We start from the raw sequence: 15,236 nt of genomic DNA, 5'->3' as shown, positions 1-15,236 counted from the left end.
CGCCGCCTCACCTCGCCTCCGCGTGGCGGACGATCCGCAGTGCCCACCACATCCCCACCCCCTCCAGCACGCCGCCGACGAGCAGGCAGCCCAGCCCCGCTCCGGTGTGCAGCAGGACGTGCAGCGGGTCCGCTCCGAGCGCGGCGCCCAGCAGGAGGCCCAGGACCGGCAGGCCGGCGAGCATCACCACCGTGGCGCGCGGCCCGGCCAACTGGGCGCGCAGGTCCGCACGTTGTTCTCGCTCCGCGCGCAACGCCGCTTCCAGTCGGTCGAGTCCGGCAGCGAGGCCGGCGCCCTGATCCACGGCCACCCGCCAGCACGCGGCGAGACCCAGCAGTCCGTCGGCCCCCGGTTGCCGTGCGGCGACCGCGAGTGCCGTGGGCACATCCCCGCCGAACCGTGCCGCCGCCAGCACCGCGGGCTGCGCCGCACCGAGCCCTCCGGAGTCCTGCGCGGCCCGCCGCAGCGCTTCCCCCGGCTGCCGGCCGGCGAGCACCTCCCCGGCCAGCGCCGCGCACAGCGCGATCACCGCGTCCCCTCGTCGCTCCCCCACCCGCCGGATCTCGGCGGCCCGCCGCACCCGGCGCAGCAGCGGCACCCCGACCGCCCCCGCGACGACCGGCAGCACCGAACCACCCAGCAGCGCCAGGACCAGTCCGGCGACCGGTGCCCACCATTCGGGTCGCCAGCGTGCCCGGAGTCCCCGCAGCTCGCCGGTGAGCCGCCGCCATGGAGGCGGCCCGCTGCCGACCACGCCGCCTCCGGCCAGGAGCAGCTGTGCCCGTCTGGCCCCCGAGTACGGTCCGCCCAACAACCAGGCCACCGCTCCGGCACAGGCCACGGCCGCAGCCATCGGCACCTCACTCATCCCGCCCGTCCCTCCCTTCGCTCTCCTCGCCCCTCAGCAGCTCCCGCAGCCGCTCCCATCCCCGCTCGTGGGCGAAGGCGTCCGCCCGCCACCGCAGTGCCGGGACGGTCCGCACCAGCCCGCAGGGGTCCCGCTCCAGCACATGCACCTCGGCGATCCGTCGCCGCCCTGCCGGGTCGCGCACGAGGTGCAGGACCACCGACAGAGCCGCCGCCAACTGGCTGTGCAGAGCGGCCCGATCGAGCCCGGCCGCCGTGCCGAGCGCCTCGAGCCGGGCGGGGACGTCCGCGGCGGCGTTGGCGTGGACGGTCCCGCAACCGCCCTCGTGACCCGTGTTGAGCGCGGCCAGCAGATCGACGACCTCCGGCCCGCGTACCTCGCCCACGACCATCCGGTCGGGCCGCATCCGCAGGGCCTGCCGCACCAGGTCCTCGAGCGTGACGAGCCCCGCTCCCTCCTGGTTGGCGGGTCTGGTCTCCAGGCGGACGACGTGCGGGTGGTCCGGTCGCAGCTCCGCGGAGTCCTCGGCGAGCACGATCCGCTCCCCCGGCCCGACCAGGCCCAACAGCGCGCTCAGCAGGGTCGTCTTGCCACTGCCGGTGCCACCGCTGACCAGGAAGGACAGCCGCGCCCGCATCAGGGCCCGCAGCACCTTGTCGCCGCCCGGTGGCACCGTTCCCGCGGCGACCAGTTCACCGAGCGTGAAGGCCCGGGGCCGTACGACACGCAGTGACAGACAGGTGCAGCCGACGGCGACCGGGGGCAGTACCGCGTGCAGTCGTGTCCCGTCGGGCAGCCGGGCGTCGGTCCAGGGCCGGGCGTCGTCCAGGCGCCGACCGGCGACGGCGGCGAGACGCTGCGCGAGGCGCCGTACGGCCGCCGCGTCCGGGAAGGAGACGCCGGTCAGTTCGAGACCGCCGCCCCGGTCGACCCAGACCCGGTCCGGGGCGGACACCAGTACGTCCGTCACCCTGGGGTCGGTGAGCAGTGGCTCCAGAGGTCCGCTGCCGATCAGCTCGGACCGCAGGTGCTCGGCGGCGCCGAGCACCTCCGCGTCCCCGAGGACCCGCCCCTGTTCGCGCAGCGCCTGCGCCACGCGCGCGGGCGTCGGTTCGGATCCGCTGTCCGCGAGCCACTGCCGTACGCCGTCGAGCAGTGTCCCGGTACCTCTCACCTGTTCGAGCCCGGGCCGCGTGCTCATGCGCCACCCGCCTCGGTGAGCGCGCGCTCCCAGAACTCCTTGCAGAAGCGGGCGAGCGGCCCGCGCGCGGTCGCGCCGGGCGGCGCCTTGCCACCGTCCGGGCGCAGCAGCCCCGACTCGACGGGCACCTCGCCGGCCAGCGGCAGGCCGAGCAGTCGGGCCACTTCGCTGTCGTCGAGTCCGGGCGCGTAGGGGCCGCGCACCGCCACCCGCAGGTCGCGCAGGACCATGCCGACGGCGGAGGCCACGCGCTTGCCGGCCGCGACGGCGCGCAGTTCGGCGGGGACCACGAGGAGTCCGAGGTCGAGCTGGGCGAGGATCTCGGCGACGCCGTCGTCGAGGCGGCGCGGGAGGTCGACGACGACCGTGCCGCCCCGGCGCCGGGCGGCAGCCAGCACCGCGCGTACGGCTTGGGGCGCGATGGTTACGCAGTCGCCCCGGTCCCAGCTGAGCACCCGCAGTGAGTGCAGTCGGGGCAGCGACTCCTCCAGGGCGCTGCCGCCGACCCTCCCGCGCGAGGCGGCGAACGCGGGCCAGCGCAGGCCTTCCGCGCTCTCGCCGCCGAGGAGGACGTCGAGTCCGCCGCCCAGGGGATCGGCGTCGACCAGCAGGGTGCGCAGCCCTTCTCGCGCGGAGGTGACGGCGAGGGCACACGCGAGCGTGGACGCTCCGGCGCCGCCGCGTCCGCCGATGACGCCGACGGTGAGGGCGGGCCGTCCGACGCCCTCGGCGACGTCGGCGATGCGGTCGACCAGCCACTGTTCGCCGTCGGGCAGCATCAGGACGTGGTCGGCGCCGATCTCCACGGCGCGCTGCCACACCCCGGAGTCGTCCTGGTCGCGGCCGACGAGGACCACTCCGCGCCTGCGGGCGGCCCCGCGGACACGGCGTGCCGCGTCGTCGCCGACCAGGACGAGCGGCGCGGACTCCCAGCTGCCCCGGCGCTCCGGCACCGAGTGGTGCACCTCCGGTGTGGCGCCGGCGGCGGCGCACAGGCGCAGCAGATCGTCGAGGAGTTCCGTGTCCTCCGTGACGATCAGTGGCTTGCCCGGTCCGCCTCCGGCGGTGGGCGGCGGGTCGTGTGTGACGGCTCCGGTCACGATTTCCATCCCCCTTCACTGCGGGGCGCGCAGTCGCTGCGGTCCCGCGATTCCCGAACGTGTGAAGAACCGGCAGCCGGTCTCCATATGAACGGCCGACGGAATCCGGCCGAACGCCCCCGGCAAACGGAACCGGCCATGTGAAGCCGGCCCGAGCGGACGCGTCGGAATCACGGTGCAGCGAACCCGGAAAGCGTGTGGATCTTGGTGAAAAACTGTGGACGAGCGGGTGGTTGTGAATATCGCCGTCACCCATACCGGTGAGCCCCGCACCATCTGCTGTGCGACTTCCGCAGAGCAGTCCGACGACTACGCTCAGTGACAGCGGATGGGCAAACAAAAGAGGCGGCCGCAGCCGCCTCGGTGCGGCACAGCGGCCGCGTACAGAACTGGAAAACCCGCCCGGACATGCGACGACCCCCGCCGGGGGGGAGAGCGGGGGTCGCCTTCACGGCCGACTCGGGGGGGGAGGAGTCGGACCGCGTTAGCACGGTCGCGAACGATCCGTGACTTCCATGGTGTACCCGAGAGCCTTCTCAGGCAAACCCACGCGCCCACCTTACGCCGAATGGGCTGCCCCTATGCTCTTGGTTGTGGAAAACCACTCCTTGCCCCGCACAGCGGCCTTCTTTGACCTGGACAAGACGGTCATTGCGAAGTCGAGCACGCTCACCTTCAGCAAGTCCTTCTACCAAGGCGGTCTGATCAACCGCAGGGCGGCCCTGCGGACCGCCTACGCCCAGTTCGTCTTCCTCGTGGGCGGTATGGACCACGACCAGATGGAGCGGACCCGCGAGTACCTGTCCGCCCTCGTGCGCGGCTGGAACGTCCAACAGGTGAAGGAGATCGTGGCCGAGACCCTTCACGACCTGATCGACCCGCTGATCTACGACGAGGCGGCCTCGTTGATCGAGGAGCACCACACGGCCGGCCGTGACGTCGTGATCGTGTCCACGTCGGGCGCCGAGGTGGTCGAGCCGATCGGCGAGCTGCTCGGCGCGGACCGCGTGGTCGCCACCCGCATGGTCGTGGGCGAGGACGGCTGCTTCACCGGCGAGGTGGAGTACTACGCCTACGGCCCGACGAAGGCGGAGGCGGTCAAGGAACTGGCCGAGTCCGAGGGGTACGACCTCGCGCGCTGTTATGCGTACAGCGACTCGGCGACCGACCTGCCGATGCTGAAGGCGGTGGGGCACCCGCACGCCGTGAACCCGGACCGGGCCCTGCGGCGCGAAGCCGTCGCGCGCGGGTGGCCGATTCTCGACTTCCACCGGCCGGTGCGCCTCAAGCAGCGGATTCCCTCGTTCTCCGTACCGCCCCGCCCCGCGCTCGTGGCGGCAGCGGCGATAGGAGCGGCGGCGGCCACCGCGGGCCTCGTCTGGTACGCGAGCCGACGCCGGGCGGCGGCCGTCTGAAAAGGGCGCCCCGCGCGCGGGGCGGCCCGTCACTCTTCAGGGCCGTCCGTTTAAAACCCGTTTGGGAGCAAAAGCAAAGAACTGGTGCCAGCACTTCCGCTTGTCCGGGTCCAGGAGTACAAAGGACTTAACGGCCCGCGAGACCAAGGACATCCGAGAGGATCACCTTAATAACGCATTTGGCCCCACGGACCGCGCATGACCACTGGGCACCCACGCGACGTCGACCCGTCGATTACGGGCCAGCCGCACCAGGTCACGGGCAAAGTTCCCGGCCTGATGGGCAATATTTCGAGGACGCTTGGTAACCGGGTGAGCATGCCAGCGGCGGTACGAGGACTCGTACCGCCGCAACCCTTTGTGAGGCCCCCGCGAGGGGGCCTCTCCCGTGCCCGGACCTCACGCGCGCGTGAGGCTCACGCAGCCCCGCGCTGAAGCGCCTCGCACACCGCCGTCGACTCGCGGGCACCCAGCTCGACCGCCCTGCCGCAGTGCGCGATCCAGGCGGCCATGCCGTCCGGGGTGCCGGAGACATAGCCGTCCAGGGCCGCCAGATAGGCCGCCCTCCCCAGCTCGGCATGCCCCACCTCGGCCGGGCAGACCGACTTGGGGTCGAGACCACTGCCGATCAGGACGATGCGCTCGGCGGCCCGTGCGACCAGGCCGTTGTGGGAAGTGAACGGACGCAGGGCCAGCAGCTCGCCGTGGACGACGGAGGCCGTCACCAGGGCGGGCGCGGAGCCTCCCGCGATGATCAGCTCGGACAACCCCTCAAGACGGCCGGCCACCTCGGCTGCGTCCGGCAGCGGCAGCTCGATCAGCGGCTCGTCGACCGCCTCACCGGCCTGCCGCGGACGTCCGACCTCGTCGTCGCCGGTCGCCGCGGCCACCAGATGCAGCCGCGCCAGCACCCGCAGCGGCGACTGCCGCCAGATGGACAGCAGCTGCCCCGCCTCGGCGGACAGCCGCAGAGCCGCACCCATGAGGCGCGCCTCGTCGTCGACGCCGAAGTCGGTGCGTCGACGCACCTCTTCCAGCGCCCAGTCCGCGCCGGACAGGGCCGCCGAGCCGCGGGCGCCGCGCAGGGCGGCCTCGGAGGTGATCTCGGTGCTGCGGCGGCGCATGACACGGTGCCCGTAGACCCGGTCCACGGCCTTGCGCATGGTCTCCACGGACTCGGCCACACCGGGCAGGGAGCCCAGGGCCGCGAGCGGATCGGCGGACGCGCCTGTCGTACTCATGAGTACGACCCTACGCAACCGGCACGCGCACCCCACGAAGGAGTGGTCTTCTTCACGCACGCCTGCCACGCACAGCCATCGCCCGACTACCCTTGGTGAACATGAAAATTGCTTTCGTCGGGAAGGGCGGCAGCGGCAAGACCACCCTGTCCTCCCTCTTCATCCGCCACCTCGTCGCCGAGGGCGGACCTGTGATCGCGGTCGACGCGGACATCAACCAGCACCTGGGGCCCGCTCTCGGCCTCGACGAGGCGGAGGCCGCCGGGCTGCCGGCGATGGGTGACCGACTGCCGTTGATCAAGGACTACCTGCGCGGCTCCAACCCCCGTGTCACCTCCGCCGAGACGATGATCAAGACGACACCGCCCGGCGAGGGCTCCCGGTTGCTGCGGGTGCGCGAGAACAACACGGTGTACGACGCCTGCGCCCGGCCGGTGGAACTCGACGGCGGCGCCGTCCGTTTGATGGTCACGGGCCCCTTCACGGACGCCGACCTGGGGGTCTCCTGCTACCACTCCAAGACCGGAGCGGTGGAACTGTGCCTGAACCACCTGGTGGACGGCGCCGACGAGTACGTCGTGGTCGACATGACCGCGGGCTCGGACTCCTTCGCCTCCGGCATGTTCACCCGCTTCGACATCACGTTCCTCGTCGCCGAGCCGACCCGGAAGGGAGTCTCCGTCTATCGCCAGTACAAGGAGTACGCCCGCGACTTCGGCGTCGAGCTGAAGGTCGTCGGCAACAAGGTGCAGGGACAGGACGACGTCGACTTCCTGCGCGCCGAGGTCGGGGACGACCTGCTCGTGACGGTCGGCCACTCGGACTGGGTGCGCGCCATGGAGAAGGGCCGCCCGCCCCGGTTCGAACACCTGGAGGACACCAACCGCCAGGCCCTGCGTCTGCTCCGGACGACCGTCGACTCGGCGTACGAAAGGCGCGACTGGGAGCGCTACACACGGCAGATGGTGCACTTCCATCTGAAGAACGCCGAGTCCTGGGGCAATGAACGGACCGGGGTCGACCTGGCCGCGCAGGTCGACCCCGGGTTCGTCCTCGGCGAAAGCCTCACGGCCTCCGTGTGACGGTGACAGTTCCTGTTTGACGGCTGCGACCGTTCGTGTCGGTGACGGTTCCCGTCGGCGGCACCCCTGGCTGTGGCGCCGCCGGCCGGCGCCGCGGCTACTGCCTGACCGCCGGAGCCCCGGGCACGCCCTTCGGGGCCGGGGCGGGGCCGCCGGACAGGAAGGACGCCCAGCCGTGCTTCGGGGACTCGCCGACCTCCAGCGTGCGCATCTTGGCCAGGGCCTGCGGGTCCTGGGCGTCCAGCCAGTCGGCGAGCTGCCGGAAGGACACGCAGCGCACGTCCGGCTTGTTGCAGACGTTCTCGACGACCTCCTCGACGGCGCGCATGTACGTGCCGCCGTTCCAGGACTCGAAGTGGTTGCCGATGATCAGCGGTGCGCGGTTGCCGTAGTAGGCCCGGTCGAAGCCCTTGAGCAGGCCGTCACGCATCTGGTGGCCCCAGAACTCGCGCTTGTCGGGGTCGCCCTGGGTGCTGGTGCCTGACTGGTTGACCATGAAGTTGTAGTCCATGGTGAGCTGTTCGTAGGAGTGGCCGGGGAAGGGCACCAGCTGCATCGACAGGTCCCACAGGCCCTGCTTCTTGCCGGGCCACACCTGGTTGTTGACGCCGCTGGTGTCGTAGCGGAAGCCCAGCTCGCGGGCGGCCTTCATGAAGTTCTTCTGGCCCTCGAGGCAGGGGGTGCGGGCGCCGATGAGTTCCTTGTCGTAGTCGAAGGGCAGCGGAGCCGCGTTCTTCATGCCCGTGTTGGTCTTCCAGGTCGTCACGAACCGCTTGGCCTGGTCGATCTCGTCCTTCCACTCCTCGACCGACCACTCGCCGACGCCACCGTTCTTCCCGCAGAAGTGGCCGTTGAAATGGGTACCGATCTCGTTGCCCTCCAGCCACGCCAGGCGCAGCTGCTTCACGGTTTCGGCGATGCCCTGCTCGTCGTTGAAGCCGATGTCGGAACGGCCCGGCGAGTGCTGCGGCGGCCTGTACAGATCGGCCTTCTCCTCCGGCAGCATGTACACGCCGCTGAGGAAGTACGTCATCGTCGCGTTGTTGGCCTTGGACACCTGACGGAAGTGGGAGAACAGCTTCTGGCTGTCCTCGCCTGCGCCGTCCCAGGAGAAGACCACGAACTGCGGCGGCTTCTGGCCCGGCTTCAGCCGTTCGGGGCGAGGCAGGTGGGGCTGCGCCCCGGTGTACGCGGTGGAGCCGTCGCCGATCAGGCGGACGACACTCTTGGGGGCCGGAACCGGCTTGACCTTCTGCGGGCCCGGCACTCCCTCCTCGGAACCGTGGGAACCCCCGGTTCCCGTCGCACAACCGGCGAGCGACGCGGCGACAGCGGCGGCGACCACTGCGCCCGCGGTGATCCTCTGGGTGGCGGCCATCTTCCGCCCACCTTCTTCCTTCTCTCGGCCAACGCCGACGAGGGCGTTCTCTGGTGACGCGCCGGGACGAGCCGGCAGCGCCGTCAAGGTCGCACGGAGTCGAGAAGGAATTAATACGACAAGCCGATAAAAAGGCCACTTCACTCTCGGGGGTGATTACCTGCCCCATTTGCCCCAAAAATCCAGGCTTGACCTTTACTCTGCATTACGATCTGTTTACCGAGCGTTGATTTTCATCCCGCCGCTGCACGCCGTGACCCACGGCCGCGACCGCCCCCGCTCCAACCGGGGGACCACATGTTCCGCGACCGCGCTGCCCCGGAGGAGACGGGAACCATGTCCGCCTGCGCCCCCACCCGCACCGACCACTCGACGCGCACCGAGCGCAACCACCCACCCCACAGCCCCCCACCGGCCCCGCACCGCCGCTTCCGCATCGCGGGCGCCGACGTGTCCGCCTCGATCGCGGTCTTCCTGATCGCCCTGCCCCTGTCCCTCGGCATCGCCCTCGCCACCGGCGCGCCCCTCCAGGCAGGCCTCGTCGCCGCCGCTGTGGGCGGAATCGTCGCCGGATGGATCGGCGGTGCGCCGCTCCAGGTCAGCGGCCCCGCGGCCGGCCTGACCGTGGTCACCGCCGACCTCATCCAGCGGTACGGCTGGCGGACGACATGCGCCATCACCGTCCTGGCCGGACTCGCCCAGCTGGGCCTCGGCTGTCTGCGCGTGGCGCGCACCGCCCTCGCCGTCAGCCCCGCCATCGTGCACGGCATGCTCGCCGGCATCGGCGTCACCATCGCCGTCGCCCAACTGCACGTCGTCCTCGGCGGCACCCCCCAGAGTTCGGTCCTCGACAATCTCCGCGCCCTGCCCGCCCAGTTGGCCGCACTGCAGCCGGCGGCCGTGGCCATGAGCGCGCTGACCCTGACCCTGCTGCTGCTCTGGCCGCGTATCCCCGGCCGGGTGGGCCGCCTGGTACAGAAAGTCCCCGCCCCCCTCATCGCCGTCACCGGCGCCACCGCCACCGCCGCACTCGCGGGCCTCACCCTGCCCAAGGTGGACCTGCCTTCCTGGAGCAGCCACGCGCTGGCCGGGCTGCCCGAGGGGCCGGTGCTCGGGGTCATGGCCGCCGTCCTCACCACCACTCTGGTGTGCAGCGTGCAGTCCCTGCTCGGCGCGGTCGCCGTGGACAAGCTGATCGCCTCACGCCCTGGCCTGCTCAGCGACCGCTCCACCCGTGTCGGCCGCTCCGACCTGGACCGCGAGCTGCTGGGTCAGGGCGCGGCCAACATCGTCTCCGGGGCACTCGGCGGGCTGCCGGTGGCGGGCGTGGCCGTGCGCAGTTCGGCAAATGTCCGAGCCGGTGCCGTGAGCCGGAACTCCACGATGCTGCACGGCGTTCTCGTAGTAGTCGCCGCGTTGCTGATGGTCCCGATCCTGGATCTCATCCCGCTCGCCTCACTCGCCGCCCTGGTGATGGCCGTCGGCATCCAGATGGTGTCCCTGCACCACATTCGCACGGTGACCCGCCACCGCGAGGTGCTGGTGTACGCCGTCACCACCCTCGGCGTGGTGGTCCTCGGCGTCCTGGAGGGCGTGACGCTCGGCATCGCCGTGGCCGTGGCCGTCGCCCTGCACCGCCTCGCCCGCACCCGTATCACGCACCACGAGAAGGAAGGAGTCCATCACGTACACGTAAGAGGCCAGTTGACGTTCCTCGCCGTGCCGCGCCTGAGTCGCATCCTGCATCTCGTACCCCAGGCCACCCATGCCGTCGTCGAGTTGGACGGCTCCTTCATGGACCACGCGGCGTACGAGGCCCTGCAGGACTGGCAGAAGACCCACACCGCCCAGGGCGGCTCCGCCGAGCTGACCGGCCGCCGCCGGTCCGGCACGGGGCTCGACACCGGAACCGACCTCGACGCGGACGCTGAGGCAGGCGTCGGCCCCCGCAGCGGGATCAGCACCGGCAGCGCCGCCGGGGACGGCGACTCGACCGCTCCCGCAACCCTCGATCCCGCTCGCGCCGGCGAGGTCCCGATCGCCGACTGCCGCTGCCGTCCCTGGACGCCGTGGCGCAACCACCAGTGCGAAGTACCCCGGGAAACGACACAGACATCACAGGCGCCACAGAACCCAACGACACCGACACCGACACCGACATCAACGCCAACACCGACACCACTGGCAGCACAGTCGGCAGCGGCGACCGGCGCGACGGGCCCGGCGGAGGCGGCAGGAGCGCCCAGGACAGCCGAAGGGAGGGAGACGACAGAGTCCACGGAGTCAGCGAAGCCCAGAGAGCCGGGGCAGGCGAGGCCGTCAGGACAGGCAGCGCAGGCTGAGCAGGAAGGGCAGGCTGAGCAGGAAGGGCGGCCAGAGGAGTTCGTCGAGCCGAGCGGGCATCAACTGGTGCGTGGTATCAGCGCGTTCCAGCGCAACACCGCACCGCTGGTGCGCGGCGAGCTGGCGCGACTGGCGCGTGAGGGTCAGCAGCCCACCCAGCTCTTCCTCACCTGCGCCGACTCCCGGCTGGTCACCTCGATGATCACCTCCAGTGGTCCGGGCGACCTGTTCGTGGTGCGCAACGTCGGCAACCTCGTACCGCCGCCCGGTGAGGAGAGCGGGGACGACTCGGTGGCGGCCGCGATCGAGTACGCGGTGGACGTGCTGAAGGTGCGGTCCATCACGGTGTGCGGGCACTCCGGCTGCGGCGCCATGCAGGCCCTGCTCGACACCGAACCGGGCGGTGCGCGGACCCCGTTGCAGCGGTGGCTGCGACACGGTGTGCCGAGCCTGGAGCGGATGGCCGACGACGAGCGCCCCCACGCCCGACTTGCCGGGCGGGCGCCGGTGGACGCGGTCGAGCAGCTCTGTCTGACCAACGTGGTCCAGCAGTTGGAGCACCTGCGGGCCCACGAGTCGGTGGTCCGGTCCCTGCAGAGCGGGGCGCTGGAGCTGCACGGGCTGTACTTCCACGTGGGCGAGGCGCAGACGTATCTGCTCTCCGAGGCGGCCGGGGGCGACGGCGAGTTGTTCGGTCACGTGGGAGAGGTCGACCTGCCGGCCTGAACCGGCGCGCGCCTCCCCGTCGTCCCGCGGCGCGGGGCGGGGATGTGAAAGGCGTTACACCGGCTGAACTCCTTCTGCCTCGTGTCCGTGGGTACGGATGACCCCTGGGCCGGTCCAGGGGATGACCTCTGGTCACCGGAAACAGGGTCGAGAAGCGGCGACCCCTACAGGTCTAAACCAATTTTTGGTCGGCCCTTGTCACCGCGCCCTGGGTCTGATGAGCTGTGGCCTGGGACACAACGGACACGGACACCCTTCGAGAGGGAGATGTCGTGAGCAACGAATCCTTGGCCAACCTGCTGCGTGAAGAGCGCAGGTTCGCGCCGCCCGCCGATCTGGCGGCCGACGCCAACGTCACGGCGGAGGCGTACGAGCAGGCCAAGGCTGACAGGCTCGGCTTCTGGGCCGAGCAGGCCCGTCGGCTGGCCTGGGCCAAGGAGCCGACCGAGACGCTGGACTGGTCGAACCCACCGTTCGCCAAGTGGTTCAAGGACGGCGAACTCAACGTCGCCTACAACTGCGTCGACCGGCATGTGGAGGCCGGCAACGGCGACCGGGTCGCCATCCACTTCGAGGGCGAGCCCGGGGACAGCCGCGCCATCACCTACGCCGAGCTCAAGGACGAGGTGTCGAAGGCCGCCAACGCCCTGCTGGAGCTGGGAGTCCGAAAGGGCGACCGGGTCGCCGTCTACATGCCGATGATCCCCGAGACGGCGGTCGCGATGCTGGCCTGTGCCCGGATCGGCGCAGCGCACTCGGTCGTCTTCGGCGGCTTCTCGGCGGACGCGCTGGCCACCCGCATCCAGGACGCGGACGCCAAGGTCGTCATCACGTCCGACGGCGGCTACCGGCGCGGCAAGCCGTCCGCGCTGAAGCCGGCCGTCGACGATGCGGCCGACCGCGCCGGCAACGTCGAGCATGTGCTCGTCGTCCGGCGCACGGGCCAGGACGTCGCCTGGAACGGCGAGCGTGACGTGTGGTGGCACGAGATCGTCGAGCGTCAGTCGGCCGAGCACACGCCCGAGGCGTTCGAGGCCGAGCACCCGCTGTTCATCCTCTACACCTCCGGCACCACGGGTAAGCCCAAGGGCATCCTGCACACCTCCGGCGGCTACCTCACGCAGACCGCGTACACGCACCACGCGGTCTTCGACCTCAAGCCGGAGACCGACGTCTACTGGTGCACGGCCGACGTCGGCTGGGTCACCGGGCACTCGTACATCGTCTACGGGCCGCTGGCGAACGGCGCGACGCAGGTCATGTACGAGGGCACGCCCGACACCCCCCACCAGGGCCGCTTCTGGGAGATCGTGCAGAAGTACGGGGTGACGATCCTGTACACGGCGCCGACCGCCATCCGTACGTTCATGAAGTGGGGCGACGACATCCCCGCGAAGTTCGATCTCGGCAGCCTGCGGGTGCTCGGCTCGGTCGGTGAGCCGATCAACCCCGAGGCCTGGATCTGGTACCGCAAGCACATCGGCGGCGACCGGACGCCCATCGTCGACACCTGGTGGCAGACCGAGACCGGCGCGATGATGATCTCGCCGCTGCCGGGCGTCACCGAGACCAAGCCCGGTTCGGCACAGCGCCCGCTGCCCGGCATCTCCGCCACCGTCGTCGACGACGAGGCGAACGAGGTACCCGACGGCGGCGGCGGCTACCTGGTCCTCACCGAGCCGTGGCCGTCGATGCTGCGCACGATCTGGGGCGACGACCAGCGGTTCCTCGACACGTACTGGGCGCGCTTCGAGGGCAGGTACTTCGCCGGTGACGGGGCGAAGAAGGACGACGACGGCGACATCTGGCTCCTCGGGCGCGTCGACGACGTGATGCTCGTGTCGGGCCACAACATCTCCACCACGGAGGTCGAGTCGGCGCTCGTGTCCCACCCGGCCGTCGCCGAGGCGGCCGTCGTCGGCGCCGCGGACGAGACCACCGGGCAGGCCATCGTCGCCTTCGTCATCCTGCGGGGCACGGCGAACGCCGAGGACGAGCAGCTCGTCTCCGACCTGCGCAACCATGTCGGCACCACGCTCGGCCCGATCGCCAAGCCGAAGCAGATCCACCCGGTCACGGAACTGCCCAAGACCCGCTCCGGCAAGATCATGCGCCGCCTGCTGCGGGACATCGCCGAGAAGCGGGAACTCGGAGACGTCACGACCCTGACCGACTCCTCGGTCATGGATCTCATCCAGGCGAAGCTGCCGGCCGCGCCCAGCGAGGACTGAGCAGGTCGGGAAGGGCACTCGGCGACGACCGCGCCGGGTGCCCTTTTCGCGCCTAACGTAGGGATCGCCCGATTCCTCCTCGCGCACTTTGGGTAGGCTGAAGAGAAAGGTGCGCCGGGAAGTCTGGTCGGCATGTGTTCCGTGCTGCCCACCGACCGGAGGCCCCCACCGTGTCCGCGCCCCGCAACTCCGCCCCCCGCAAGGCCTTCGGACGTCTGTCCCTGCCCGAGCGGAACTTCGTCGCGGAGGCGCTGCGCACCGAGACCGTCGGCGGTGTGCTCCTGCTCGTCGCCGCCGTGGCCGCGCTGGTCTGGGCGAACGCGCCCGGGCTGCACGACAGCTACGAGAGCGTCAGCCACTTCCACCTCGGCCCCGAGGCCCTCGGGCTGAACCTCTCCGTCGCGCACTGGGCGGCCGACGGCCTGCTCGCGATCTTCTTCTTCGTCGCCGGAATCGAACTCAAGCGAGAACTCGTCGCCGGTGACCTCAAGGACCCCAGGGCCGCCGCGCTCCCCGTGGCGGCCGCGCTGTGCGGGATGGCCGTACCCGCGCTCGTCTACACGCTCACCAACCTCGGCGGCGGCGGCTCGCTGAGCGGTTGGGCGGTCCCCACGGCCACCGACATCGCGTTCGCGCTCGCCGTGCTCGCCGTCATCGGCACGTCCCTGCCGAGCGCGCTGCGCGCCTTCCTGCTCACCCTCGCGGTCGTCGACGACCTGTTCGCCATCCTGATCATCGCGGTCTTCTTCACGAGCACCATCGACCTCGTGACGCTGGGCGGCGCCGCCGTCGGCCTCCTCGTGTTCTGGCTGCTGCTGCGCAAGGGCGTGACCGGCTGGTACGTCTACGTCCCCCTCGCCCTCGTCATCTGGGCGTTGATGTACAACAGCGGCGTGCACGCCACGATCGCCGGGGTCGCGATGGGCCTGATGCTGCGCTGCACGACGCGCGAGGGCGAGGACCACTCCCCCGGCGAGCGGATCGAGCACCTCGTCCGGCCCCTCTCCGCCGGCCTCGCGGTGCCACTGTTCGCCCTGTTCAGCGCGGGTGTGGCCATCTCGGGCAACGCGCTCGCGGATGTGTTCGGCAAGCCGGAGACCCTGGGCGTCGTCCTCGGTCTCGTCGTCGGCAAGACGATCGGCATCTTCGGCGGGACCTGGCTGACCGCCCGCTTCACCCGCGCCTCGCTGAGCGATGACCTCGCCTGGGCGGACGTCTTCGCCGTCGCGTCCCTCGCCGGCATCGGCTTCACCGTGTCGCTGCTGATCGGGGAGCTCGCCTTCGAGGGCGACCCGGCGCTGACCGACGAGGTCAAGGCCGCCGTCCTGCTGGGCTCGCTGATCGCGGCGGCCCTCGCGACGGTCCTGCTGAAGCTGCGCAACGCCGAGTACCGCCGGATGTGGGAGGCCGAGGAGCGCGACGACGACCTCGACGGCATTCCGGACGTGTACGAGGAGAACGACCCGGCCCATCACCTGCGGATGGCGGAGATCTACGACGGCAAGGCCGCCGAGCACCGCCGCCGAGCCGAGGAGATCGCCCGCGAGAGCCGCCGGGAGGAGGCTCGGAGGGAGGCCGGCGAGGGGCCGACACGCGCCACGGGCCTGCCGAAGTGACGGGCGGGGCAGGCGAGGAGGGCAACCGTCCGGCA

General features: G+C 71.1%; 10 protein-coding genes. 5 read left to right on the top strand and 5 right to left on the bottom strand.

Annotation, left to right across the window (positions count from 1 at the left end; all coding sequences use genetic code 11):
• Positions 1–7 precede the first annotated feature (7 nt).
• The 3 genes from ABT070_RS28755 to ssd are packed head-to-tail and all read right to left on the bottom strand — an operon-like array spanning position 8 to position 3,178.
• Positions 8–868, bottom strand: coding sequence for a type II secretion system F family protein (locus tag ABT070_RS28755; RefSeq protein ID WP_351764782.1), 861 nt, complete (start codon positions 866–868; stop codon positions 8–10).
• Complete coding sequence (locus tag ABT070_RS28750; protein WP_351764781.1) at positions 861–2,069, bottom strand: TadA family conjugal transfer-associated ATPase; 1,209 nt, start codon at positions 2,067–2,069, stop codon at positions 861–863. The genes ABT070_RS28755 and ABT070_RS28750 overlap by 8 nt, the downstream gene beginning before the upstream one ends.
• Positions 2,066–3,178 carry a septum site-determining protein Ssd gene (gene ssd, locus ABT070_RS28745; protein ID WP_351764780.1) on the bottom strand — a complete coding sequence of 371 codons (1,113 nt, stop codon included), beginning with the start codon at positions 3,176–3,178 and terminating at the stop codon, positions 2,066–2,068. The genes ABT070_RS28750 and ssd overlap by 4 nt, the downstream gene beginning before the upstream one ends.
• Before the next feature lie 572 nt (positions 3,179–3,750).
• Here ssd and ABT070_RS28740 point away from each other — a divergent pair.
• On the top strand, positions 3,751–4,584 hold the full coding sequence (locus ABT070_RS28740) for an HAD family hydrolase (protein ID WP_351764779.1): 834 nt from the start codon (positions 3,751–3,753) through the stop codon (positions 4,582–4,584).
• A gap of 416 nt (positions 4,585–5,000) precedes the next feature.
• On the opposite strand, the gene ABT070_RS28735 is transcribed toward ABT070_RS28740, so the two are convergent.
• Positions 5,001–5,825: a Fic family protein gene (locus tag ABT070_RS28735; protein WP_351764778.1), complete on the bottom strand. Its 825-nt coding sequence runs from the start codon at positions 5,823–5,825 to the stop codon at positions 5,001–5,003.
• Between the two features lie 101 nt (positions 5,826–5,926).
• Here ABT070_RS28735 and ABT070_RS28730 point away from each other — a divergent pair, with 101 nt between their 5' ends.
• Positions 5,927–6,907: an ATP-binding protein gene (locus ABT070_RS28730; RefSeq protein WP_351764777.1), complete on the top strand. Its 981-nt coding sequence runs from the start codon at positions 5,927–5,929 to the stop codon at positions 6,905–6,907.
• Between the two features lie 97 nt (positions 6,908–7,004).
• On the opposite strand, the gene ABT070_RS28725 is transcribed toward ABT070_RS28730, so the two are convergent.
• Positions 7,005–8,285 carry a polysaccharide deacetylase family protein gene (locus tag ABT070_RS28725; RefSeq protein WP_351764776.1) on the bottom strand — a complete coding sequence of 427 codons (1,281 nt, stop codon included), beginning with the start codon at positions 8,283–8,285 and terminating at the stop codon, positions 7,005–7,007.
• Between the two features lie 336 nt (positions 8,286–8,621).
• On the opposite strand from ABT070_RS28725, the gene ABT070_RS28720 reads away from it, so the two are divergent.
• The 3 genes from ABT070_RS28720 to nhaA all read left to right on the top strand — a co-directional run bounded on the left by ABT070_RS28720 (position 8,622) and on the right by nhaA (position 15,201).
• Positions 8,622–11,354: a bifunctional SulP family inorganic anion transporter/carbonic anhydrase gene (locus ABT070_RS28720; RefSeq protein ID WP_351764775.1), complete on the top strand. Its 2,733-nt coding sequence runs from the start codon at positions 8,622–8,624 to the stop codon at positions 11,352–11,354.
• A 272-nt stretch (positions 11,355–11,626) separates the two neighbouring features.
• Positions 11,627–13,585: an acetate--CoA ligase gene (gene acs / locus ABT070_RS28715; protein ID WP_351764774.1), complete on the top strand. Its 1,959-nt coding sequence runs from the start codon at positions 11,627–11,629 to the stop codon at positions 13,583–13,585.
• Positions 13,586–13,755: 170 nt separating this feature from the next.
• A complete protein-coding gene (nhaA, locus tag ABT070_RS28710) occupies positions 13,756–15,201 on the top strand; it encodes a Na+/H+ antiporter NhaA (RefSeq protein WP_451101650.1) in 1,446 nt (481 codons plus the stop codon).
• Positions 15,202–15,236: the final 35 nt, after the last annotated feature.

Origin of the sequence: Streptomyces sp. NPDC002884 (genome assembly GCF_040295245.1) — a bacterium.
In the GTDB taxonomy this organism is placed as follows: Bacteria; Actinomycetota; Actinomycetes; order Streptomycetales; family Streptomycetaceae; genus Streptomyces.
This window is presented reverse-complemented; position numbering and strand designations above follow the sequence as displayed.

Excerpts from the sequence above, each read along its gene's own strand:
- ABT070_RS28755 (WP_351764782.1), bottom strand. The coding sequence starts at position 868 with ATGAGTGAGGTGCCGATGGCTGCGGCCGTGGCCTGTGCCGGAGCGGTG.
- ABT070_RS28725 (WP_351764776.1), bottom strand. The coding sequence starts at position 8,285 with ATGGCCGCCACCCAGAGGATCACCGCGGGCGCAGTGGTCGCCGCCGCT.
- ABT070_RS28720 (WP_351764775.1), top strand. The coding sequence starts at position 8,622 with ATGTCCGCCTGCGCCCCCACCCGCACCGACCACTCGACGCGCACCGAG.
- ABT070_RS28740 (WP_351764779.1), top strand. The coding sequence starts at position 3,751 with ATGCTCTTGGTTGTGGAAAACCACTCCTTGCCCCGCACAGCGGCCTTC.
- ABT070_RS28730 (WP_351764777.1), top strand. The coding sequence starts at position 5,927 with ATGAAAATTGCTTTCGTCGGGAAGGGCGGCAGCGGCAAGACCACCCTG.
- ABT070_RS28750 (WP_351764781.1), bottom strand. The coding sequence starts at position 2,069 with ATGAGCACGCGGCCCGGGCTCGAACAGGTGAGAGGTACCGGGACACTG.
- ssd (WP_351764780.1), bottom strand. The coding sequence starts at position 3,178 with ATGGAAATCGTGACCGGAGCCGTCACACACGACCCGCCGCCCACCGCC.
- ABT070_RS28735 (WP_351764778.1), bottom strand. The coding sequence starts at position 5,825 with ATGAGTACGACAGGCGCGTCCGCCGATCCGCTCGCGGCCCTGGGCTCC.